The 23588-nt window shown below is 61.6% G+C and carries 21 protein-coding genes; 4 read left to right on the top strand and 17 right to left on the bottom strand.

Going from position 1 to position 23588, the window contains the following annotated elements; all coding sequences use genetic code 11:
* The first annotated feature begins 142 nt into the window (after positions 1-142).
* The 3 genes from LQ249_RS19660 (at position 143) to LQ249_RS19650 (ending at position 3192) form a co-directional block, all read left to right on the top strand.
* Positions 143-1507: an MFS transporter gene (locus LQ249_RS19660; RefSeq protein ID WP_232565822.1), complete on the top strand. Its 1365-nt coding sequence runs from the start codon at positions 143-145 to the stop codon at positions 1505-1507.
* 70 nt (positions 1508-1577) lie between these two features.
* Positions 1578-2708, top strand: coding sequence for an MFS transporter (locus LQ249_RS19655; RefSeq protein WP_057004425.1), 1131 nt, complete (start codon positions 1578-1580; stop codon positions 2706-2708).
* Positions 2709-2751: 43 nt separating this feature from the next.
* A complete protein-coding gene (locus LQ249_RS19650; RefSeq protein WP_232566618.1) occupies positions 2752-3192 on the top strand; it encodes an MEKHLA domain-containing protein in 441 nt (146 codons plus the stop codon).
* Here LQ249_RS19650 and LQ249_RS19645 read toward each other — a convergent pair.
* Both LQ249_RS19645 and LQ249_RS19640 read right to left on the bottom strand, forming a co-directional pair.
* Positions 3189-3710, bottom strand: coding sequence for a DUF3087 domain-containing protein (locus tag LQ249_RS19645; RefSeq protein WP_046382904.1), 522 nt, complete (start codon positions 3708-3710; stop codon positions 3189-3191). The genes LQ249_RS19650 and LQ249_RS19645 overlap by 4 nt on opposite strands.
* A gap of 224 nt (positions 3711-3934) precedes the next feature.
* Entirely contained in the window at positions 3935-4171 is a 237-nt protein-coding gene (locus LQ249_RS19640; RefSeq protein ID WP_046382905.1) for a DUF6555 family protein, read from the bottom strand.
* Positions 4172-4291: 120 nt separating this feature from the next.
* Here LQ249_RS19640 and LQ249_RS19635 point away from each other — a divergent pair, with 120 nt between their 5' ends.
* Positions 4292-5116 carry an arylamine N-acetyltransferase family protein gene (locus tag LQ249_RS19635; RefSeq protein WP_108525103.1) on the top strand — a complete coding sequence of 275 codons (825 nt, stop codon included), beginning with the start codon at positions 4292-4294 and terminating at the stop codon, positions 5114-5116.
* Between the two features lie 88 nt (positions 5117-5204).
* Here LQ249_RS19635 and nuoN read toward each other — a convergent pair whose 3' ends face one another.
* The 15 genes from nuoN to LQ249_RS19560 all read right to left on the bottom strand — a co-directional run bounded on the left by nuoN (position 5205) and on the right by LQ249_RS19560 (position 23373).
* Entirely contained in the window at positions 5205-6668 is a 1464-nt protein-coding gene (nuoN, locus tag LQ249_RS19630; protein WP_017848066.1) for an NADH-quinone oxidoreductase subunit NuoN, read from the bottom strand.
* Positions 6669-6675: 7 nt separating this feature from the next.
* Positions 6676-8208, bottom strand: a complete 1533-nt coding sequence (gene nuoM, locus LQ249_RS19625) for an NADH-quinone oxidoreductase subunit M (protein WP_010566880.1) — start codon at positions 8206-8208, stop codon at positions 6676-6678.
* A gap of 55 nt (positions 8209-8263) precedes the next feature.
* Entirely contained in the window at positions 8264-10117 is a 1854-nt protein-coding gene (gene nuoL, locus LQ249_RS19620; RefSeq protein WP_232565821.1) for an NADH-quinone oxidoreductase subunit L, read from the bottom strand.
* The gene (gene nuoK, locus LQ249_RS19615) at positions 10114-10422 is read right to left on the bottom strand and encodes an NADH-quinone oxidoreductase subunit NuoK (protein WP_026140165.1); all 309 of its coding nucleotides are present in this window, start codon (positions 10420-10422) and stop codon (positions 10114-10116) included. Before nuoK ends, nuoL begins: the two co-directional genes overlap by 4 nt.
* Positions 10423-10424: 2 nt before the next feature.
* Positions 10425-10928, bottom strand: coding sequence for an NADH-quinone oxidoreductase subunit J (gene nuoJ / locus LQ249_RS19610; RefSeq protein ID WP_017848063.1), 504 nt, complete (start codon positions 10926-10928; stop codon positions 10425-10427).
* Positions 10929-10937: 9 nt separating this feature from the next.
* A complete protein-coding gene (nuoI, locus tag LQ249_RS19605; RefSeq protein ID WP_003174725.1) occupies positions 10938-11486 on the bottom strand; it encodes an NADH-quinone oxidoreductase subunit NuoI in 549 nt (182 codons plus the stop codon).
* An 11-nt stretch (positions 11487-11497) separates the two neighbouring features.
* Entirely contained in the window at positions 11498-12505 is a 1008-nt protein-coding gene (gene nuoH, locus LQ249_RS19600) for an NADH-quinone oxidoreductase subunit NuoH (protein WP_017848062.1), read from the bottom strand.
* Positions 12502-15216, bottom strand: coding sequence for an NADH-quinone oxidoreductase subunit NuoG (gene nuoG / locus LQ249_RS19595; protein WP_108525105.1), 2715 nt, complete (start codon positions 15214-15216; stop codon positions 12502-12504). Before nuoG ends, nuoH begins: the two co-directional genes overlap by 4 nt.
* 135 nt (positions 15217-15351) lie before the next feature.
* Positions 15352-16707 (bottom strand): NADH-quinone oxidoreductase subunit NuoF, encoded by a 1356-nt coding sequence (gene nuoF, locus LQ249_RS19590; protein ID WP_017848060.1) that lies wholly within the window; start codon positions 16705-16707, stop codon positions 15352-15354.
* Entirely contained in the window at positions 16704-17201 is a 498-nt protein-coding gene (gene nuoE / locus LQ249_RS19585; RefSeq protein WP_017848059.1) for an NADH-quinone oxidoreductase subunit NuoE, read from the bottom strand. Before nuoE ends, nuoF begins: the two co-directional genes overlap by 4 nt.
* Positions 17202-17203: 2 nt before the next feature.
* The gene (gene nuoC, locus LQ249_RS19580) at positions 17204-18988 is read right to left on the bottom strand and encodes an NADH-quinone oxidoreductase subunit C/D (RefSeq protein ID WP_017848058.1); all 1785 of its coding nucleotides are present in this window, start codon (positions 18986-18988) and stop codon (positions 17204-17206) included.
* 72 nt (positions 18989-19060) lie between these two features.
* The gene (locus LQ249_RS19575) at positions 19061-19735 is read right to left on the bottom strand and encodes a NuoB/complex I 20 kDa subunit family protein (protein ID WP_003219572.1); all 675 of its coding nucleotides are present in this window, start codon (positions 19733-19735) and stop codon (positions 19061-19063) included.
* Positions 19736-19745: 10 nt separating this feature from the next.
* Positions 19746-20159, bottom strand: a complete 414-nt coding sequence (locus tag LQ249_RS19570) for an NADH-quinone oxidoreductase subunit A (RefSeq protein ID WP_003219575.1) — start codon at positions 20157-20159, stop codon at positions 19746-19748.
* Between the two features lie 658 nt (positions 20160-20817).
* Positions 20818-22143: an isocitrate lyase gene (gene aceA, locus LQ249_RS19565; RefSeq protein ID WP_024076175.1), complete on the bottom strand. Its 1326-nt coding sequence runs from the start codon at positions 22141-22143 to the stop codon at positions 20818-20820.
* A gap of 492 nt (positions 22144-22635) precedes the next feature.
* A complete protein-coding gene (locus tag LQ249_RS19560) occupies positions 22636-23373 on the bottom strand; it encodes a secretin N-terminal domain-containing protein (protein ID WP_017848056.1) in 738 nt (245 codons plus the stop codon).
* Positions 23374-23588 lie beyond the last annotated feature (215 nt).

The raw sequence follows: 23588 nt of genomic DNA, 5'->3' as shown, positions 1-23588 counted from the left end.
GCGCCATCACCGATACGGAGTTGGCGCGTTTTTTTTACGGCTGCAGGCAACATGAAGATGTTGACAGCCAACGCATTGGCGACTGGAAAAAATCGTCGCAGCCCGTAATCTAGAAGCCTTTTGTCACCTGTGCGGATTGTGCATGTCTTCTGTTGCCGATGGGCTGCCCCTGAATAAACGCCTGCCGGCGGTGATCGCCATTTCCCTGGGCATCGGCATGGCGACCCTGGACACGGCCATCGTCAACACGGCGCTGCCGACCCTGGCCGACGGCATTGGCACCGACTCCGCGTCGGTGATCTGGGTGGTCAATGCCTACCAGTTGGCGATCATTGCCACGGTGTTGCCCTTCGCTTCGCTGAGCGATGTGCTCGGGCACCGTCGGGTGTACCTCGGTGGCTTGTTGCTGTTTATCGTATCGTCGCTGTTTTGCGGGATCGCCGGGTCGCTGGTGACGCTCACGGCGGCGCGGGTGGTGCAGGGGCTCGGTGCGGCCGCGATCATGAGCGTCAACACGGCGTTGCTGCGGCATATCTATCCGTCGTGCATGCTCGGGCGCGGCCTGGGCTATAACTCGCTGGTGGTGGGGCTGGCGTTCACGCTCGGGCCGACGGCGGCGTCGGCGATCCTGTCGGTGGCGAGTTGGCACTGGCTGTACCTGATCAACGTGCCGCTGGGCTTGTTGGCGCTGCTGTTGGGCTTGCGCTCATTGCCGGTCATTCCCATGGCCGGGCATGCCTTCGATCGCCTCGCCGCGTTGTTGTGTGCTGGGCTGTTCGCCTTGCTGGTACTTGGCCTGGGGACGGCGGTGCATGGCGCCCAAGGTGCGTTGACCCTGGGCCTGATCGCGCTGGCGCTGGTCTGCGGCGCGCTGCTGCTGCGCCGCCAGGCCGGGCACCCGGCGCCGATGCTGGCAGTGGACTTGTTCAAGCGCCCGGTGTTTGCGCTGTCTTCGCTCACGGCGATCTGCGCCTTCAGTGCCCAGGGCCTGGCCTTTGTGTCGCTGCCGTTTCTGCTGCAGGCAGTGCTCGGGCACAGCCAGGTGGAGACCGGCTTTCTGATGACGCCCTGGCCTGCGGTCGTGGCGGTGATGGCCTTGGTCGCCGGGCGCCTGGCCGACCGCGTGTCCCTCGGCCTGTTGTGTGGGATCGGCCTGTTGATGCTGAGCGTGGGCATGGCGGCCCTGGCGACGTTGCACAATGATGCGTCGGCGTTCGAGATCGGCTGGCGCATGGCCTTGTGCGGAGCCGGTTTCGGGTTCTTCCAGTCGCCCAACCTCAAGGCATTGATGACCAGCGCGCCCTTGGCCCGCAGCGGCGGGGCCAGTGGCATTGTGGCGATCTCGCGGTTGCTGGGGCAGACGCTGGGAGCGTCGCTGGTGGCGTTGTGTTTTCACTGGTCCCTGGGCAGCGGCCCGCACTACGCGTTGTGGCTGGGCTGTGCGTTTGCGTTGGTGGGCAGTGTGGCCAGCGGCCTGCGGTTGTTGCCGTATGACAAAAAGGTTTAATCGAGCGTTGTAAAAAGCCGTTCGAGAAGGCTACGGTGGCGACCTGAATATTTCGGGATGTTTCAGATTTATGGCAAGCCAGGCCCAACGCACTGCCGACATCACCTCCCGCCGCGCCGCGCTGACCTTGGCTTTATGCCTGCCCAGTGACGTGTTGCTTTATCTGCTGCTGCCCATGGAATCCCAGGCGTTCGGCATCACGCTGGCCCAGGCCGGGGTGCTGCTGGCGGCCAACCGACTGGTGCGGATTTTCGGTTACCGCCACGTGCTCAATTTCTATGCCCGCCACGGCGATCGTCTGACCTGCATGATCGCCGCCGGTGCCGCGACGCTGTGTGCCTTGGGTAACTCGATGCTGTCGGGCTTCGCTGCATTGCTGGGCTTGCGGCTGGTCTGGGGCCTGTGTTTTGCCGCGTTGAACCTGTCGACCCAAGTGCTGGCGACCGCCGAGCCGACGGGTGCCGCACGCCGGGCAGGGCGGTCGCGGGCCTTGATCGCCCTCGGGCCGATGCTCGCATTGCCGCTCGGCGGCTGGCTGACCTTATGGGCCGGACCGCGTCCGATCTTTCTGATTCTCGCCGGATGCTGCCTGCTGGGCTTGTGGATGGCGCGGGGGTTGCCTACTGTCGGCCATGATTTGCACAGCAGTCCGGGGCGCCGTTTCAAGTGGCCCGACAGCGTGGCGCTGTGGTCGTTTATTGAAGGCGTGGCGCTGGATGGGCTGTTTATCTTTGGTCTGTCGATCCAGGCACAGAAGCTTCTCGGGGGCGACGCGGTGCTGATCGCCGGTGCCTTGATGGCCTTGCGTTATGTCTCGGAAATGCTCCTGAGCCCGCTGGGCGGTCGCGCCGCGCAACGCTTCGGCGCCACGTCGATGCTGTTGTTGTTTTCGTTCCTGAGCGCTTTGGCCCTGGCGGCATTCGGCAGTTATTGGGTGATCGTCGGCGCGGCGGCAGTGCTGGTGTTGCGGGCGTTGCAGTTGCCCCTGGTGACGACCTTGGTGGCCGAACGCAACCCCGGTTCGATGCGCGTGTCGGCATTGGCCTCCAACGCGGTATGGCGCGATATCGGCGCCGGCCTCGGGCCGCTGCTGGCGGGGTTGTTGCTGCCGGTCGCCGCGGCCCCTTGGGTGTTTGGCCTGGCGGGCGCCGCGATAGCCGTCAGCGCCGTGTTCTGCTGGCGGGCAAAGCGTTCCAACTGACAATGTGAGGTAGTGTGTGACCCGACAAGAAGACTGTGTACGCGTGCTGGATGACGCCTATCGACACTGGACCGGCCAGGGCTTGCCGGCGCCCGAGCATCTGGACGCACAGCAACGCCTGACCTGGCTGCATGCCCATGCGCCCTACAGCCTGCTGGCCCACGATGGCGCGGCGGACCCGCGGTTTAACTACGCCAATGCGTGCGCCTTGGCGTGCTTCAAATACCCGCGCGAGACCTTCATCGGCATGCCGTCACGCTTCAGCGCCTCGGAACTCGACCGCGCCGCGCGCCAGGTGTTATTGGAGCACGTCAGCGCCAACGGCATCGCCCATGGCTACAGCGGCTGGCGGGTGGATGCAGATCAGCAGCCGTTCATGATCCATGCCGGTGTGGTGTGGACGTTGCTCGATGCCGCCGGCCTGCCGTGTGGGCAGGCGGCGCTGTTCTGGCCGGATGCGCAGCGTATCGGGGTGTTGGCTTAAGCGCCTTTGAAACTGTCCAGCCAGGACGGGTCGAAACGGGTTTGCTCGGTATCGAGCCCCAACGCTTGCATCTTCGCCCTATGTGCCTCGATCTCGCCGACCAACTGCACCTGGGCGCTGGAGTTGGCGTCCAGCTCATGCATCTGCGTCAGCCCCAGGTGATAGAACCGCAGCACCTTGAGCGCCGTCGGGTCATTGGCTTGCACGCGGTCGGTGACCTTGTGCATCACGTTGGTCACGCGCATCAGGTTGCGCTTGAGCTGCCAGCCATACACCGCCGGCGCCAGCCATGGCTGGGTCCAGAACGGGCCACGTACCAGGGCGAGGGTGATCAACACCCCGGCAAACACCCCACCCACGTTGTAGCGAAAGTTGTCGCCGCCGGCTTCGCCAAACAGCATCACCGCCAGGCTCGACAACAGCATCGCCAGGGCCACGAACAACACGGCCACGATCAACGTACTGCGACGGGTCTGCTGGCGGTAGGTGATGGGGTCGCAGGGTTTGAGTTCGAACATCCGGGGAAAATCTCCTTGGCGTTTGTAGGGGATAGGGCAGGGCGGCATCTTCTCATGCTTGGCGATGAGGTGTGCGGTAAACACGTTGAGCGAAGGCGTGTGGGGCGTTCTCGATGATCGATTACAAGCAGCCCCGGCCCGGATCGCACACGCAATGCCCCGAAAGAGCGTGAGCAACCAAATGCTGTCGAAAAAAAAGCCCCGTCGTTGAACGGGGCGTTTGTTTATTTGGGCGGTACCCAGTTGACGTCGGTGATGCCGTACTTCTCGGCCCAGGGCCGGGTGGTTTTTTTCACCTGTTCGTGGCCGACCCGACCGATGCGGCTGACATGCGCAATATCGGCATCAACGGCCGCCCAGTGCCAGGCCTCGGCGTTATTCATCACTTCGGCACGCACCACGAAAGACTTCGGTTGACCGTGCAGTTGATAGGTAATGGTGTAGATTTTTGCGCTACTCATGTTGCCTCCCTGTCTTGTTATAGATGGATAGGAAAGCGTTTAAAAAGGTTCATTCGAAATGACAAATTGCCGGTCCGGACGGCATAGTGGGGCCTTCGCCACGCGCCCAAGGATCGCGTCATGTCCCGCCTGACCCAAAGCCACCTGTACCTGCAACGCCTGGGCTACGCTGCGCCGCCGCCGCCGACCCTGCAAACCTTGCAGGACCTGCAATTGCGGCATGTGTGTACGTTCGCCTTTGAAAGCCTGTCGACCCTGCTGCGCTTGCCGGTGCCGATCGACCTGCCCAGCGTCGAACAAAAAGTCTTGCTCGATGGACGCGGCGGGTATTGCTATGAACTGAACCAACTGTTCCTGGAACTGCTGCAGGAGCTGGGCTTCGACGCACGCGGCATCACCGGACGGGTCGTGATGGGCGGGCCACCGGACGCACACACCGCGCGTACCCATCGCCTGAGCCTGGTGACGGTGGACGGTGTGCGCTATATCTGCGACGTCGGCTTTGGCGGCATGGTGCCGAGCAGCCCGTTACGCCTGGACAGCGAAGCGATCCAGGCCACCGCCCACGAACCCTTTCGGCTGACCGTTAAGCACGGCAGCTACACCCTGTGGGCCGACGTCGGCGGGGAGTGGCGTGGCTTGTATGTGTTCGACCTGCAGGTGCAGGCAGACATCGACTATGAAATCGGCAACTGGTACGTCTCCACCCATGCGGGCTCGCCGTTTCTCGGTCAGTTGAAAGTGGCACTGCTCGCGCCGGGTAAGCGTCACACCTTGAACAACGGCCACTACGCGATGCACTCCCTGGACGGTCCCAGCGAAAAACGCGCGATAGCCAGTGCCGATGAATTGCTTGATGTGCTGCGCGGCACCTTTGGCCTTCGCTTGCCGGTGCATCAGCGGCTTCGCGAAACGCTCGATGGTTTAGTGTCGGCCAATCTTTAGACGCATTGAGGCCGCATCTTCTCTGCCCCATAAACGCAAAAACGGCACCCGAAGGTGCCGTTTCTGTTTACTGCATACCGCTAAGCGATCAAACGCCCAGTACCGCGTGCTGCACCAAAGTGAGCAACGGTTGTGGGTACACGCCGAGGAAGAAGGCGAGCACGGCGATGGCCAGCAGCATCACGCCACCGGCTTTCTGTTCCCAGTGCAGCTCGGCATCCACACGACGCAGGTTTGGCTCGATCAGGTACAGGGTGACCATCACGCGCAGGTAGTAGAACACGCCGATGGCGCTACCCAGGATGAGCGAGGCAACCAGCCACCATTGATGCGCTTCAACGCCGGTCGCGATGATGTAGAACTTGCCGATAAAGCCTGCAGTCAGCGGGATACCGGCCAGGGACAGCATCATCAGGGTCAACACGGCGGTCAGGTACGGACGGCGCCAGAACAGGCCGCGGTATTCGTACAGGGCGTCGGCGTCACGGCCTTTGTAAGGCGAGGACATCAGGGTGATGACACCGAAGGCGCCGAGGCTGGTGATCACGTAGGTGACCAGATACACGCCGATCGCTTCCAGAGCCAGGCCTTTGCTCGCCACCAGGGCGATCAGCAGGTAGCCGAAGTGGGCGATGGACGAGTAACCCAGCAGACGCTTGAGGTTGTTCTGGGTCAGCGCCAGCAGGTTACCGAACAGGATCGAGGCAACGGCGATCACGCTCAGTACGTCGCTCAACACACCGGTGTTGGCCGCCGGGGAGATCTGGAACAGACGCACCACCACCGCAAACACCGCAACTTTCGTCGCCGTGGCCAGGAACGCGGCCACCGGCGCCGGAGCGCCTTCGTACACGTCCGGTGTCCACAGGTGGAAGGGCACCAGCGACAGTTTGAAAGCCAGGCCGATCAGCATCATCGCCAGGCCCAGTTGGGCGATCGGCGCAGGCATGCTGGTGGCCGCCAGGGCGTGGCCGATACCGGTGAAGCTCAGGCTGCCGGCTTCGGCGTAGAGCAGGGCCATACCGAACAACAGGAACGCGGAACCGGCGGCCGACAGCACCATGTACTTGATGCCGGCTTCCAGGGAGCGCTTGTTGAAGAAGGCGTAGGCCACCAGGCCGTAGGTCGGGATCGACAGCAGTTCCAGGCCGATGAACAAACCGGCCAGGTGCTGCGCGCTGACCAGCACGATGCCGCCGGCCGCAGCCAGCAGGATCAGCAGGTACAGCTCTTCGCGGTTGCCCGGGTAGCCGGTGCCGCCTTCGCCGAGGTAGGCGTGGGCGAGGGTGACGCAGGCCAGGGTGGCGACGAGGATCAACGCGATATACAGCAGCGCGAAGTCATCGATCATCATCAGCGGGGTCACCGCCAGGGGCGCGACCTTGAGTGCCGGGATGATCGACAGCAAGGCCAGGTTCAAACCCGCACAGGACAGCAGGAAGGTTTGCGCATGATTGCGACGCCAGGCGATCGACAGCATCACCACCACAATGGTGAGGCTGGTGATCAGCAGCGGCGCAAGCGCGATAAAGTGTTGGATCGTGAATTCCATAGCGCTCTTACCGGGCCGAAGCGAGTTGAGAGAAGGCGGTGCCGAACCACTGCTGCACGCCATGCATCGTTGCGGCAGAAGTGTCCAGGAACGGTTGCGGGTACACGCCGATGTAGATCAGCAGGACCGCCATACCGAGCACCATGATCAGTTCGCGAGCATCCATCCCGCGCAGGACGGTGTCGGACTTGGCCGGACCGAAGTACGCACGGTGGATCATGATCAGCGAGTAGACCGAACCGAATACCAGGCCGGAAGTAGCGATGGCGCTGATCCACGGTGTCTGCACGAAGGTCCCCATCAGGATCAGGAACTCGCCGATGAAGTTACCGGTGCCCGGCAAGCCCAGGGACGCGGCGGCAAAGAACAGGCTGATCGCCGGCAGGTAGGCGATGCGCGACCACACGCCACCCATCTCACGCATGTCACGGGTGTGCAGACGCTCGTACAACTGACCACTGAGGATAAACAGTGCGGCGGCTGAAACACCGTGCGCCAACATCTGGATCACGGCGCCTTGCAACGCCACCTGGCTGCCGGAGTAGATACCGATCAGTACGAAACCCATGTGGGAAACGGACGAGAAGGCAACCAGACGCTTGATGTCGGTTTGCGCGAAGGCCAGGAACGCACCGTAGAAGATCCCGATCAGACCCAGGGTCATGGCGATCGGCGCGAACTCGGCCGAGGCATTCGGGAACAGCGGCAGGGCGAAACGCAGCAGGCCGTAGGCCGCCGTCTTCAGCAGGATACCGGCCAGGTCCACGGAACCGGCGGTCGGCGCCTGGGCGTGGGCATCCGGCAGCCAGGAGTGGAACGGCACCACCGGCAGTTTCACCGCGAAGGCGATGAAGAAGCCCAGCATCAGGATGTACTCGGTGGTCAGGGACATCTTGGTTTTCAACAGATCGGCGTAGTTGAAGGTAATCACGCCCGTGCTGTTGAAGTTGACCAAGACCAGACCGAGGATCGCCACCAACATGATCAGGCCGGAAGCCTGGGTGAAGATGAAGAACTTGGTCGCCGCGTAGATCCGGGTTTTCTTGCCGTCCGAAGAACTATGACCCCAGAGCGCGATGAGGAAGTACATCGGCACCAGCATCATTTCCCAGAAGAAGAAGAACATGAACAGGTCGAGGGCGAGGAACACGCCGACCACGCCGCCCAGGATCCACATCAGGTTCAGGTGGAAGAAGCCCACGTGACGCTGGATCTCTTTCCAGGAGCAGAGTACCGAGAGGACACCCAGCAGGCCGGTCAGCAGGATCATCAGCAACGACAGGCCGTCGAGGGCCAGGTGTACGTTGATGCCGAAGCGCTGGATCCAGACGTGCTTGAACTCAAGCGCCCAGGTCGGATCGGCGCCAGGCGCCGGAGCAAATGAATAGTCGCCATGGGCCCACAGCCAGAGGCCGAGCGCGAGTTCCAGGGACATGGTCAGCAACGCAATCCAGCGGGGGAGGGTGGCGCCGAAGCGTTCACCCATCCAGCAGAGCAGGCCGCCGATAAAGGGGATCAGGATTAGCCAGGGCAGAATCATGACGGGCTCGTTTCCTTTCGCAAGTTCGCAAAGTTCGCAATGTACTTAGACATGGTCAGACCGCTACCACAACGATGGCGCCGATCACCAGAACGGCACCGGCCGCCATGGAAGCTGCATACCAACGTAATTGGCCAGTCTCGCTGCGGCTCAGGGCGGTGTGGCTAGCCTTGGCGGCACGCGGGATCAAACCGATGGTCTGGTCGAGCGGGTCTTTGCGCAGTACGTGGCTGATCGCAAGGTAAGGCTTGACGAACAGTTTGTCGTAGATCCAGTCGAAGCCCCAGGCGGCGAACCACCAGGCCGAAAGGAAACGGCCGATGCCACTGTTGGCGACGGCAGTGACGAAGCGACGCTTGCCGAGGAACAGCAGGGCCGCCAGCAGGATACCCGCGATGGCAATGGCGCCCGAGGCGATTTCCAGGCTGTGCTGGGCGTCGCCGCCGGCATGGCCGACGCTTTCCGGCAGTACGCCGGCCAGTGGCGGGGTGATCATGGCGCCGATGAAGGTCGACAGGATGATCAGCACCGACAGCGGCAGCCAATGGGAGATGCCGTGGCCTGCGTGTGCTTCGGTCTTGGCTTCACCGTGGAAGGTGATGAAGATCAGGCGGAAGGTGTACAGCGAGGTCATGAACGCACCCACCAGGCCTGCGTAGAGCAGGTTCTGGTTACCGCTGGCAAAGGCTTCCCAGAGGATTTCGTCTTTCGAGTAGAAACCGGCGGTCACCAATGGCAGGGCTGCGAGTGCGGCACCGCCGACGATGAAGCTGGCGTAGGCCAGTGGCAGTTTCCTCCACAGGCCGCCCATCTTGAAGATGTTCTGCTCGTGGTGGCAGGCGACGATCACCGCACCGGAGGCGAGGAACAGCAGGGCCTTGAAGAACGCGTGGGTCATCAGGTGGAAGATCGCCGCGTCCCAGGCGCCGACGCCCAGGGCCAGGAACATGTAGCCGATCTGGCTCATGGTCGAGTAGGCGAGGATACGCTTGATGTCGGTCTGCACCAGCGCGGCGAAGCCGGCCAGTACCAGGGTCACGCCGCCGACCACGCCCACCAGGTGCAGGACGTCCGGCGCCAGGGTGAACAGGCCGTGGGTACGGGCGATCAGGTAGACACCCGCGGTCACCATCGTTGCGGCGTGGATCAGTGCCGAAACAGGTGTCGGGCCGGCCATCGCATCCGCGAGCCAGGTTTGCAGCGGCAGTTGCGCGGATTTACCGACAGCGCCGCCCAGCAGCATCAGGGTCGCCAGGGTGATCCAGAAGTCGCCGACCTGGAATTTCTGCGGTGCCAGCACCAGCAGTTCCTGGATGTTCAGCGTGCCCACCTGTTGGAACAGGATGAACAGGCCGATGGCCATGAACACGTCGCCGATCCGGGTCACGATAAAGGCCTTGAGTGCCGCGTTACCGTTGTTGCGGTTGCTGTAGTAGAAACCGATCAACAGGTACGAGCACAGGCCCACGCCTTCCCAGCCGAAGTACAGGAACAACAGGTTATCGCCCAGCACCAGGAACAGCATGCTGGCGATAAACAGGTTGGTGTACGCGAAGAAGCGCGAGTAACCGGCTTCACCGCGCATGTACCAGGACGCGAACAGGTGGATCAGGAAACCTACACCCACCACCACGCCGAGCATGGTGATCGACAGGCCGTCGACGTAGAGGGCGAAGTTGGGCTTGAAGCCCTCCACCGACATCCACTGCCACAACACCAGGGTGTAGTGGCCGCCTTCCGGCGGCGCGACGTTGAATTGCCAGATGACGTAGGCGGCGACAATCGCCGACAGGCCGATGGAGCCTACGCCGACCAGGGCCGAGAGGTTTTCCGACCAGCGTCCGCGAGAGAACGACAGCAGCAGGAAACCGATCAGGGGAAATACGAAAGTCAGAAAGATCATGTTCATCCGCGCATCTCACTGGCAGCGTCGATATCAAGCGTGTGGAAGCGACGATACAGTTGCAGCAGGATCGCCAGGCCAATACTGGCCTCGGCGGCTGCCAGGCTGATCACCAGGATGAACATGACTTGTCCATCTGGCTGGCCCCAACGGCTACCTGCCACGATGAACGCCAGTGCCGCAGCGTTCATCATGACTTCCAGGCTCATCAACACGAACAAAATGTTACGGCGAACCATCAGGCCGACCAGGCCAAGGCAGAACAGGATGCCGGCGACCGCCAGACCATGCTCCAAAGGGATAGCAGGCATCATCATTGCTCCTTGGCTTCGTTACGGCCCAAGTGGAAGGCGGTGATGACTGCGGCGAGCAGCAGCATCGAAGCCAGTTCGACCACCAGCAGATACGGGCCGAACAGGCTGACGCCCACGGCCTTCGCGCCAACGGTGGTGTGGCCGATGGCCTGGCCGCTCTGGTGAGCGAACAGGACATACAGCAGTTCAGCCAGCAGCAGCGCGGCGAGGACCACCGGGCCGAGCCAGATGCCCGGCTTGAGCCAGACGCGTTCCTGGGCGACCGAGGCCGGCCCGAGGTTGAGCATCATCACCACAAACACGAACAGCACCATGATGGCGCCAGCGTAGGCGATCACTTCCAGTACACCGGCGAACGGTGCGCCGAGGCTGAAAAAGGTCATGGCCACGGCGATCAGCGAAATGATCAGGTAGAGCAGGGCGTGCACGGGGTTGGTGTTGGTGACCACGCGAAGCGTGGACACCACTGCAATACCCGATGCGAAATAGAAAGCGAATTCCATCTTTCTTCCTTAAGGCAGCAAGCTCTTCACGTTGATCGGCTCGGCTTCGTTTTGTGCGGCGCCTTTCGGCTTACCGGCAACGGCCATACCTGCAACACGATAGAAGTTGTAATCAGGGTTTTTACCGGGACCAGAGATCAGCAGATCTTCTTTCTCGTACACCAGGTCCTGACGTTTGAACTCGGCCATCTCGAAATCCGGTGTGAGCTGGATCGCGGTGGTCGGGCAAGCTTCCTCGCAGAGGCCGCAAAAAATGCAGCGCGAGAAGTTGATGCGGAAGAAGTCCGGGTACCAGCGACCGTCTTCGGTTTCAGCTTTCTGCAGGGAGATGCAACCCACCGGGCACGCCACGGCGCACAGGTTGCAGGCTACGCAACGCTCTTCGCCATCGGGGTCGCGGGTCAGTACGATGCGGCCGCGATAGCGCGGCGGCAGGTACACCGCTTCTTCCGGGTATTGCAGGGTGTCGCGTTTGCGAAAGCCGTGACCGAACACCATCACCAGGCTTCGCAACTGGGTACCGGTACCCTTAACGATGTCGCCAATATATTTGAACATGGGTCAAATCCTCACTGAACCGCGCCCGCGGGCGTGTTCAACAACACAACGGCAGCCGTCACCAGCAAATTGATCAGGGTCAGCGGCAGGCAGAAGCGCCAGCTGAAATCCATCACCTGGTCATACCGTGGACGCGGAATGGAAGCGCGCAGCAGGATAAACAGCATGATGAAGAACGCGGTCTTCAGTAAGAACCAGAAGATCGCCAGCTGCGGCAGGATGCCGAACGGACCGTGCCAGCCGCCGAAGAACAGCGTGACCAGCAGGGCCGAGATCAAGATGATGCCGATGTACTCACCGACGAAGAACATGCCCCATTTCATGCCGGCATATTCAATGTGGTAACCGTCGGCCAGTTCCTGTTCCGCTTCCGGTTGGTCGAACGGGTGACGGTGAGTCACGGCGACGCCAGCGATGAAGAACGTACAGAAGCCAAAGAACTGCGGAATGATGAACCACAGGTTCTGCGCCTGGTACTCGACGATGTCGCGCATGTTGAACGAGCCGACCTGCACCACGATGCCCATCAGCGCGAGGCCCATGAACACTTCGTAGGACACGGTCTGGGCCGAGGCCCGCAAGCTGCCCAGCAGGGCGAACTTGTTGTTACTGGCCCAGCCGGCGAACAGCACCGCGTAGACCGACAAACCGGCCATGGCGAAGAAGAACAGCAAGCCGATGTTCAGGTCCGCCACGCCCCAGGTCGGGGTGATCGGGATGATCGAGAAGGCGATCAGCAAGGCGCTCATGGCCACGACCGGTGCCAGGGTGAAGATCACCTTGTCGGCAAACGGTGGCGTCCAGTCTTCCTTGAAGAACATTTTCAGCATGTCGGCAGCGATCTGGAACATGCCGAACGGGCCAACGCGGTTCGGACCGTAACGGTCCTGCCACCAGCCCAGCAGGCGACGTTCGACGAAGCTGAGCAAAGCGCCCGCCACGACCACGGCCAACAGGATCACGATGGCCTTGACGACCGCAATGATCACATCGATGACTTCAGGGGTGAACCAGGTCATTGCGCTGCCTCCTGCAGACCGTCAACGGTTTGGCCAAAGATCGACGGTGGAATACCGGCGATGCCTTTTGGCAGTGCAACCAGGCCGGCACCCAACTCGTCGTTGATACGCAGCGGCAGACGCAGGGTCTTGCCAGCGACGTTCAGACTGAGCAGGGCACCATCGTTGACGCCGAGACGGTCGGCTTCGGACTTGGCCAGGGACACGTAGGCAGCCGGGATGCGTTCTTGAACCGGTGCGGCTTTGGACGAGGTCTCGTCGCTGCCGAACAGGTGGAAGAACGGCACAACCTGCCAGGTGCCCTGGGCCGGGTTGAACGGACGCGGTACGGCGGCGAACCAGTTCAACGCATCGCCCTGGGGTTCGATCAGGCGGGTGCCCGGGTCGCCAGCGCGGATGTGACCACCGACTTCGTCCTGGAACTTGTTCCAGGCCTGCGGCGAGTTCCAGCCCGGCGACCAGGCAAATGGCACTTGCTGACGCGGCTCGACCGAACCCGAGTAACCTTCCATGGAGAAGGCGAACGCGGTGTCGTTGTCTTGCGGAGTACGCGGTTCATGCACGCTGATGTCGGCCCGCATGGCGGTACGACCGGAGTAGCGCAGCGGCTCACGGGCGAGTTTCATGCCCTTGATGCGGAACGCGGCGGACGGTGCAGCGTCGACGATACGCGCCAGTTGCGGGGCGCTCGCCGCGACGGCTGCGGTGACGTGGTCGAGTTGAGTCCAGTCGATCGGCTGATTGAGCAGAGTCGAGCGCAGGGCATGCAGCCAGCGCCAGCCTTCGTGAACCAGGATGCTGGCATCCATGTACTTCGGATCGAACACCTGGAAGAAGCGCTGGGCGCGGCCTTCCTGGCTGACCAGGGTGCCATCGCCTTCGGCGAAGGTCGCGGCCGGCAATACCAGGTCGGCACGCTCGCTGGTAGCGGTCTTCTGGTGGTCGGCGACGATCAGCACTTTGGCAGCGTTCAGCGCGGCGTCGACCTTGGCCGAATCCGTGCGGGTGTACAGGTCGTTTTCCAGCACTACCAGGGCGTCGGCTTTGCCGTCGATCACGGCTTGCAGGGCGCTGTCGACGGAGTCGCCACCGAGCATGGCCAGGCCGAGGCTGTTGGCTTCCGGCACGATCAGGCTGATGGAACCGTTCTTCTCGCGCAGCTTCAAAGCCTTGGCGATGTTGGCTGCCGCTTCGATCAGCGCCTTGGAACCCAGCGAGGTGCCGGCGATGATCAGTGGGCGCTTGGCCGCCAGCAGGGCGTCGGCGATGCGTTGGGCAAGTGCCACGGCTTCAGCGTCCAGACCTTCGACGGCCGGCGCGCTGGCGTCAAGGGCGTGGGCCACGGCGAAACCGAGGCGGGCCAGGTCATCTGGCGCTGCGTGTACGCATTCTTCGGCGATGTCGTCGAGCTTGGTTTCGGCCAGGCTGGCGATAAACAGCGGGTTCAGCGCGTGCTGGCCGATGTTTTTCACCGCGGCGTCGAGCCAAGGCTGTACGCGCATGGCGTCGGCCATGGCTTCGGCCTTGCCTTTGACCGACTGGCGCAGCGACAGGGCCATACGTGCGGCGGTCTGGGTGAGGTCTTCACCGAGCACGAAGATCGCATCGTGGTCTTCGATGTCGCGCATGTTCGGCACTGGCAGCGGGCTGTCGTTCAGCACTTGCAGGACCAGGCGGATGCGCTCCAGTTCAGCGGCTTCGATACCGCAGTAGAAGTGCTCGGCGCCGACCAGTTCGCGCAACGCGTAGTTGCTTTCGAGGCTGGCACGCGGCGAACCGATGCCGACGATGTTGCGACCGCGCAGCAGGTCGGCGGCTTTATCCAGGGCTTCGTCGGTGTTCAGCTTCGCGCCGCCGGCCAGCAGTGGCTGGCGTGGGCGGTCTTCGCGGTTGACGTAGCCATAGCCGAAACGGCCACGGTCGCACAGGAAGTACTGGTTGACCGAACCGTTGAAGCGGTTTTCGATGCGACGCAGTTCGCCGTAGCGCTCGCCCGGGGAGATGTTGCAACCGCTGGAGCAGCCATGGCAGATGCTCGGGGCGAACTGCATGTCCCACTTGCGGTTGTAGCGCTCGGAGTGCGTCTTGTCGGTGAACACACCGGTCGGGCAGACTTCGGTGAGGTTGCCGGAGAATTCGCTTTCCAGTACGCCGTCTTCAACGCGACCGAAGTACACGTTGTCGTGGGCGCCGAAGACGCCGAGGTCGGTGCCGCCAGCGTAGTCTTTATAGAAGCGCACGCAGCGGTAGCAGGCGATGCAGCGGTTCATTTCGTGGGAAATGAACGGGCCCAGTTCCTGGTTCTGGTGGGTGCGCTTGGTGAAGCGATAGCGGCGCTCGTTGTGGCCGGTCATCACCGTCATGTCTTGCAGGTGGCAGTGGCCGCCTTCCTCACAGACCGGGCAGTCGTGAGGGTGGTTGGTCATCAGCCATTCGACGACACTGGCGCGGAACGCCTTGGATTCTTCATCGTCGATGGAGATCCAGGTGTTGTCGGTGGCTGGGGTCATGCAGGACATGACGATGCGACCACGGGTGTCGTTCTCGTCGGTGTACTGCTTGACCGCACACTGGCGACAGGCACCGACGCTACCAAGAGCGGGGTGCCAGCAGAAATAAGGGATGTCGAGGCCTAGTGACAGACACGCCTGTAACAGGTTGTCTGCCCCATCGACTTCGAGCGCTTTGCCGTCTACGTGGATAGTGGCCATGGTTCAAAGATCTTCGTTGGCCCGTTGTCAGCGGGCGTGGCTAATGGAATCTTGTTATTCATGTGCATCAACACAGCCTTGACGGCGTCAGCACATGACGAGGCGAAGGGCACGGACCCTTCGCCTGTTTAAGCGTTACGCGCCGACTACGATCGGCCTCGCCAGAGGCGGGACGGCGGCGCTGGTAGGCGCGATGCCGGCTTCGAACTCCGAGCGGAAATATTTGATTGCGCTGCCCAATGGCTCCACGGCGCCCGGTGCGTGAGCACAGAAGGTCTTGCCTGGGCCGAGGAAACCGACCAGCCCCAGCAGGGTTTCGATGTCACCCTCGCGGCCTTCGCCTTTTTCCAGCGCCATCAGCAGCTTGACGCTCCACGGCAGACCGTCGCGGCACGGGGTGCAGAAACCGCAGGATTCGCGGGCGAAGAACTGCTCCATGTTGCGCAGCAGCGAGACCATGTTCACGGTGTTGTCCACCGCCATCGCCAGGCCAGTACCCATCCGGGTGCCCACCTTGCCGATGCCGCCGGCATACATCTGTGCGTCGAGGTGCTCGGGGAGCAGGAAGCCGGTACCGGCGCCGCCTGGCTGCCAGGCCTTGAGGGTGTAGCCGTCGCGCATGCCGCCGGCGTAGTCCTCGAACAGTTCGCGCGCGGTCACGCCAAACGGCAGTTCCCACAAGCCAGGGTTCTTGACCTTGCCGGAGAAGCCCATGAGCTTGGTGCCCATGTCTTCACTGCCTTCGCGGGCCAACGATTTGTACCAGTCCACGCCGTCGGCAATGATCGCCGGCACGTTGCACAGGGTTTCGACGTTGTTCACGCAGGTCGGCTTGCCCCACACGCCGACGGCGGCAGGGAAGGGCGGCTTGGAGCGCGGGTTGGCGCGGCGGCCTTCGAGGGAGTTGATCAGTGCGGTTTCTTCACCGCAGATATAACGCCCGGCGCCGGTGTGTACGAACAGTTCGAAGTCGAAACCCGAACCGAGGATGTTCTTGCCCAGCAGGCCCGCAGCCTTGGCTTCTTGCACGGCACGGTTGAGGTGCTTGGCGGCGGTGGTGTATTCGCCACGCAGGAAGATGTAGCCGCGGTAGGTTTTCAGCGCGCGGGCGCTGATCAGCATGCCTTCGATCAGCAGATGGGGCAGTTGCTCCATCAGCATGCGGTCTTTCCAGGTGTTTGGCTCCATTTCATCCGCGTTGCACAGCAGGTAGCGGATGTTGATGGATTCGTCTTTGGGCATCAGGCCCCACTTCACGCCAGTGGGGAAGCCTGCGCCGCCGCGGCCCTTGAGGCCGGCGTCCTTCACGGTCTGGACGATATCGTCCTGGGCCATGTCGGCGAAGGCTTTGCGCGCAGCGGCGTAACCGTTCTTGGCCTGGTACTCCTCGAGCCATACCGGCTCGGCATCGTCACGCAGGCGCCAGGTCAGCGGGTGAGTCTCGGGCGACCGCTTGATGCGGTTGGCCGGGCCGAAGGAAGTCAGGGTCATGGGTAGCCCTCGAGCAATTGGGTCACGCCAGCAGGCTGCACGTCACCGAATGTGTCGTCGTCGATCATCAACGCCGGCGCCTTGTCGCAGTTGCCCAGGCAGCACACCGGCAGCAGCGTGAAGCGGCCGTCCGGGGTGGTCTGGCCGAGGCCGATGCCAAGCTTGTTCTGGATCTCGCTGACCACCGACTCGTGACCACCGATGTAGCAGACCATGCTGTCGCATACGCGAATGATGTGGCGGCCCACGGGCTGGCGGAAGATCTGGCTGTAGAACGTGGCCACGCCTTCAACGTCGCTGGCGGGGATGCCGAGGATCTCGCCGATGGCGTAGAGGGCGCCGTCCGGCACCCAGCCACGTTCCTTCTGGACGATCTTCAAGGCTTCGATCGACGCCGCGCGCGGGTCTTCGTAGTGATGCAGCTCGTGCTCGATGGCCGAGCGCTCGGTTTCACTCAAGGTGAAACGGTCTGTCTGGATAAGCGTGTTATTCATGCTTAGCGGTCCACGTCGGCCATAACGAAATCGATACTACCCAGGTACGCAATCAAGTCCGCGACCATCTCGCCTTTGATCACCGAAGGGATCTGCTGCAAGTGCGGGAAGCTTGGAGTACGAATCCGGGTGCGGTAGCTCATGGTGCCGCCATCGCTCGTCAGGTAATAACTGTTGATACCCTTGGTCGCTTCGATCATCTGGAAGGATTCGTTGGCCGGCATCACCGGGCCCCACGAAACTTGCAGGAAGTGCGTGATCAGGGTTTCGATGTGCTGCAGCGTGCGCTCTTTCGGCGGCGGCGTGGTCAGCGGGTGATCCGCCTTGTACGGGCCGGCCGGCATGTTGCGCAGGCACTGGTCGATGATCTTGATGCTCTGGCGCATCTCTTCGACGCGGACCATGCAGCGGTCATAGGCATCGCCGTTCGCAGCCAGCGGTACTTCGAATTCGAAGTTCTCGTAGCCGGAGTACGGACGGGCCTTGCGCAGGTCGAAATCGCAACCGGTGGAGCGCAGGCCGGCACCGGTGACGCCCCATTCCAGGGCCTCTTTGGTGTTGTAGGCGGCGACGCCGATGGTCCGACCCTTGAGGATGCTGTTGTCCAGGGCGGCCTTGGTGTATTCGTCGAGACGCTTGGGCAGCCAGTCGACGAATTCCTTGACCAGTTTTTCCCAGCCGCGCGGCAGGTCGTGGGCCACACCGCCGATGCGGTACCAGGCCGGGTGCAGGCGGAAACCGGTGATGGCTTCGATGACTTTGTAGGCGCGCTGACGGTCGGTGAAGGTGAAGAACACCGGAGTCATGGCGCCGACGTCCTGGATGTAGGTCCCCAGGAACAGCAGGTGGCTGGTGATCCGGAAGAACTCGGCCATCATGACGCGGATGGTGTCGACGCGGTCGGGCACCTTGATGCCGGCCAGCTTCTCGACCGAGAGCACGTAAGGCAGGTTGTTCATCACGCCGCCGAGGTAGTCGATACGGTCGGTGTACGGGATGAAGCTGTGCCAGGACTGGCGTTCGGCCATCTTCTCGGCACCACGGTGGTGGTAGCCGATGTCCGGCACGCAGTCGACGATTTCTTCGCCGTCCAGCTGCAGGATGATACGGAAGGCACCGTGCGCCGAAGGGTGGTTCGGGCCCAGGTTGAGGAACATGTAGTCCTCGTTGGTGCCGGAACGCTTCATGCCCCAGTCTTCCGGACGGAAGCGTGCGGCTTCTTCTTCCAGTTGCTGTTTGGCCAGGGTCAGGCTGAACGGGTCGAATTCGGTGGCGCGGGCAGGGTAGTCCTTGCGCAGCGGGTGACCTTCCCAGGTCGGCGGCATCATGATGCGCGACAGGTGCGGGTGGCCCGGGAAGTCGATACCGAACATGTCCCAGACTTCACGCTCGTACCAGCTGGCGTTGGGCCAGATGCCGGTGACGGTCGGTACGCTCAGGTCGCTTTCGGAGAGGGCGACCTTGATCATCACGTCGCTGTTACGTTCGATCGACAGCAGGTGATAGAACACGGTGAAGTCGACGCCGCTCGGCAGCCCCTGGCGCTTGGTGCGCAGACGCTCGTCCACGCCATGCAGGTCATAGAGCATGACGTACGGCTTGGGCAGGTTGCGCAGGAAAGTCAGGACTTCGACGAGCTTGGCGCGCGCCACCCACAGCACCGGCATGCCGGTACGTGTGGCCTGGGCGGTGAAGGCGTCAGGGCCAAAACGGTTATTGAGTTCGACGACCACATCCTGGTCGTCTGCCTTATAAGGCGGGATGTACAGAGCACTGCCTGTAGTCATGGTTTTTTATCGCTTTCGGTCAACGTAAAGAATGAAGCCAGGTTTTCGTTCTATAAAAGAAGCGGCTCTGGATCAGACTTCGTCGGGGCTGCGCAGGTTGGTGACCTGAATACGCTGTTCGCGGCGCTGTTCCTTTTGTGACGGCATCTCGGCGCGGTAAACGCCTTGATCTCCGACAACCCAGGAAAGTGGGCGACGCTCCTTGCCAATCGATTCCTGCAACAGCATCAAGCCTTGCAGAAATGCTTCGGGGCGGGGCGGGCAGCCAGGCACGTAGACGTCCACGGGCAGGAACTTGTCCACCCCCTGAACAACGGAGTAGATGTCGTACATGCCACCGGAGTTGGCGCACGAACCCATGGAGATAACCCACTTCGGCTCGAGCATTTGCTCGTAGAGACGCTGAATGATCGGCGCCATCTTGATAAAGCAGGTACCGGCGATAACCATGAAATCCGCCTGACGCGGCGAGGCCCGGATCACTTCGGCGCCGAAGCGCGCGATGTCGTGGGGCGCCGTGAAGGCGGTGGTCATTTCCACGTAGCAGCAGGACAGACCGAAGTTGTACGGCCACAGGGAGTTTTTACGCCCCCAGTTGACCGCGCCGCTCAGCACGTCTTCCAGCTTGCCCATGTAGATGTTTTTGTGGACTTGGTCTTCTAACGGATCGGAAACGGTTTCCCGTTCGCCGATGGGGTACTGCTCGTTAGGAGCATCCGGGTCGATCCTGGTGAGATTGTATTGCATCGCCAAAGCCTCATTGTTTCAGCTTCGCTTGCCGCTTGCGACGAGCTTCCGGAGCCCAATCAAGGGCGCCCACTCGAAATAGGTAGACAAGGCCTGCCAACAGAATTGCTATGAAAACGAGGGCTTCGACGAATCCGGTCCAGCCGCTTTCGCGGACGGACACAGACCAGGCAAAGAGAAAGAGGGCTTCGATATCGAAGATCACGAAGAGCATCGCGACCAGATAGAATTTGGCTGAGAGCCGCAAGCGGGCGCCACCTGTGGGCAGCATGCCGGACTCGAACGGTTCGTTTTTGCTGCGGCCCCAGGCTTTTGACCCGAGTAGGCTGGAGACGCCGAGCATGAAGGCACAGAGGCCGACAACACCGAGGAGGAAAATGGCAAAGCCCCAGTTGTGGGCCATGAGTCCTGTCGCTTCGGTCATGCTGGTAATCCTTAGCAGAGAGCAAAGGTCTCTGAGCTCGAAAAAGTAACAATGCAGTGACGATATGTCGCAGCGCAATCAATCGCGGTGATTTTATGGCTAAACACCGGGCAAGTAAAATTCATATAGCGAAATTATTCGGTGGAATAAGCACATAGTACGCCTCCGTAGGGCTGCAGCCCTTGAGTTACGGGCATTAGCGGGCTTTTTATCAAATATGTTTTGTTTAACCTGTAACGACGCTTTCATGGTCCAAATGATAATGAATGTTATTTGGGTGGGCGTTAAGCGGGTGGTTGCGGTGTGGTGCAGGAAGTTGTCGTTACTTGCTTGATTACCGCTAGTTGCCGGAGCGCATCTTTTAACTGATTTATCTGAACCAAATACCGCTTTGGATCAATGTTTCACACAAATTCTTCTGGTTGGCCCATTCCTCGATGTGGGAGGGGGCTTGCCCCCGATGGCGGTGGATCAGCAGCAGAGGTATTGACTGGCACACCGTAATCGGGGGCAAGCCCCCTCCCACATGTTTGATCTTTGTGGTGTCAGGGGGGATTTTCTTCGGGCAAAAAAACGCCCCGAACCAGTCGGGGCGTCAGGTCGTGCGGCATTGCGGTTAGCTGTTTACTGGGGTCGCAATGGCCGTTTGCTCAGTCACTCAGTGGAACTGTTCTTCTTCGGTCGAACCGGTCAGCGCGGTCACGGACGAGGTGCCGCCCTGGATCACGGTGGTCATGTCGTCGAAGTAGCCGGTGCCCACTTCCTGCTGGTGAGCCACGAAGGTGTAACCCTTGGCGGCGTCAGCGAATTCCTGCTCCTGCAGTTTCACGTAGGCGGTCATGTCGTTGCGGGCGTAGTCGTGCGCCAGGTTGAACATGCTGTGCCACATGTTGTGAATGCCGGCCAGGGTGATGAACTGGTGCTTGTAGCCCATGGCGGACAGTTCGCGCTGGAACTTGGCGATGGTCGCGTCGTCCAGGTTTTTCTTCCAGTTGAAGGAAGGCGAGCAGTTGTAGGACAGCAGTTGGTCCGGGTATTCCTTTTTGATCGCTTCGGCGAAGCGACGGGCTTCTGCCAGGTCCGGCTTGGCGGTTTCGCACCAGATCAGGTCGGCGTAAGGCGCATAGGCCAGGCCGCGAGCGATGGCCTGGTCGAGACCGGCGCGCACTTTGTAGAAGCCTTCCTGGGTACGTTCGCCAGTGACGAACGGTTGGTCATACGGGTCGCAGTCCGAAGTCAGCAAGTCGGCAGCGTTGGCGTCGGTACGGGCCAGGATGATGGTCGGTGTGCCGGCAACGTCAGCCGCCAGACGGGCAGCGGTCAGCTTCTGTACAGCTTCCTGGGTCGGTACCAGTACCTTGCCGCCCATGTGGCCGCATTTCTTCACCGAGGCCAGTTGGTCTTCGAAGTGAACGCCGGCGGCGCCTGCTTCGATCATGCTCTTCATCAGCTCGTAGGCGTTCAACACACCGCCGAAACCGGCTTCGGCGTCAGCCACGATCGGCGCGAAGTAGTCGATGTAGCCTTCGTCGCCTGGGCCTTTACCGGCTTTCCACTGGATCTGGTCGGCGCGACGGAACGAGTTGTTGATGCGCTTGACCACGGTCGGTACGGAGTCCACCGGGTACAGCGATTGGTCGGGGTACATGGATTCAGCGGAGTTGTTGTCCGCTGCCACTTGCCAGCCGGACAGGTAGATCGCCTGGATACCGGCTTTTACCTGTTGGACTGCCTGGCCACCGGTCAGGGCGCCCATGCAGTTGACGAAATCTTTGTCGGGACGGAAGGATGGCTTGGCGCCCTGGGTGACCAGGTTCCACAGCTTCTCGGCGCCGAGTTTTGCAAAAGTGTGCTCAGGTTGAACCGAGCCACGCAGGCGGACGACGTCAGCAGCGGAATAAGCGCGGGTCACGCCTTTCCAGCGTGGGTTTTCAGCCCAGTCTTTTTCAAGGGCTGCAATTTGCTGTTCGCGTGTCAGTGCCATGGAGATAAACCTCGTCGCATAGGTCTGGGTGGAAAATTCCGTTTGCCAGCCACGTATACAGTGCGTGGGCTTGGCTGCTCGCTGACCAGAAGCACAGGTGTTCAAGTCAAGTCTGGCGGGGAAGCGACGGGATGAACGAATGACGAGGGGGGAGTAGGGCAGGTAGGGGCGAACTGCGAACGGTCTTCGGGCGTCGTGGGCCTTGGGGCGATTCATCAGTGTGTAGCCGGGTTACCTGGTTAGCTTCCGTCCCTCGGGACAACTTCGTTCCAGTCGCAACCTCGTCAAACACACCTTGTGGGCGGTACAGACACGAATCGGCTCAGTTGGGTAGCTTAGAGCGACGATCCGAAGGCCCTTGCCAGGGCCTCTGATTAGCGGGAGCGAGGCCATCATGCCCATGCTTTTTTGGATCGTCAAATGTTTTGTAGTGCTTTTTTTCAGGCACTACATCTTTAGTCTTATACGACTCATTAGTCAGTTATCGGTGCTTCAGTTCAAGGTGTCGACTTTAACCCGTAAAGTCAGGTCGTCGCGGCCCTGGGTAGCGTAAGTGCGGGTCGTAGAGGATTTGTCGGCCTGGGTTTCGCGATTGATGCCGGCCAGCGGAATCCACTCGCCCAGGCGGCCGCTGACGGTTGTGTCGGTGCTTTGCACGTTCACTACATCGGGACGCTCCTGGCTCATGCGGTCACGGTTGGTGCTGATCGCCAGGTGTACGGTGTCGCCGGTCACGCTAGCGGTCACGTAGAACCCCTGGGTGACGTTGCGGTATTGGGTCTGGTTCTGCGGGCGGCCGTAGGCATCGGGCTGGGTGGTGGTCAGTGGCACGCTCTGGCCTACCTGGATCAGTGCGGGCACGCCTTCACTGGCCTGGATCTGCTGGATGCCGCCGTCGCGGCTGGCGGTGCCGTAGCTGATGATGCGGGTCTGGCTGTCGCCGCTGCTTTGCTGGTTGTTTTCGTTGGTGTCGACGGTGATCAGCAGGCGCTTGGCCGGTATGTCCAGTTGCGAGAGCAGGGTGCGCAGGTCCTGGATCCTGACGGGGTCGGCATTGACGATCAGTTGATTGCCGTAGGCGCTGACGGTGCCGTCCTTGCCGAGGAAGTTCTGCGCCACGGGCAGCAGGTCGGCGCTGGTGCGGTGGCTCAAATTGACGACTTCGGTGTCGGCCGCCGCTGTGAAGCTGGCGGTCAGGAGGAGGGCGGTGAGCAGGGTGCGTAGGGACATGTCCGTTATCTCTGCGAGTCATAAGGCTTGATAGTGCCAGTTTGTCGGCCTGGCGGGTCGCAAGTTGAATCGTAGACGGCAAAACACCCTGGCATCGGTGGATGGCAGGGTGTTTTGGGGTGCTGCTGGTAATGCTATCGGGGGCAAGCCCCCTCCCACACTTGACGGCATTCCAAGGGATGCTCTCGGTCAAAATGTGGGAGGGGGCTTGCCCC

It is taken from the genome of Pseudomonas sp. 7-41 (assembly GCF_021233075.1).
Taxonomy (GTDB): Bacteria; Pseudomonadota; Gammaproteobacteria; order Pseudomonadales; family Pseudomonadaceae; genus Aquipseudomonas; species Aquipseudomonas veronii.
This window is presented reverse-complemented; position numbering and strand designations above follow the sequence as displayed.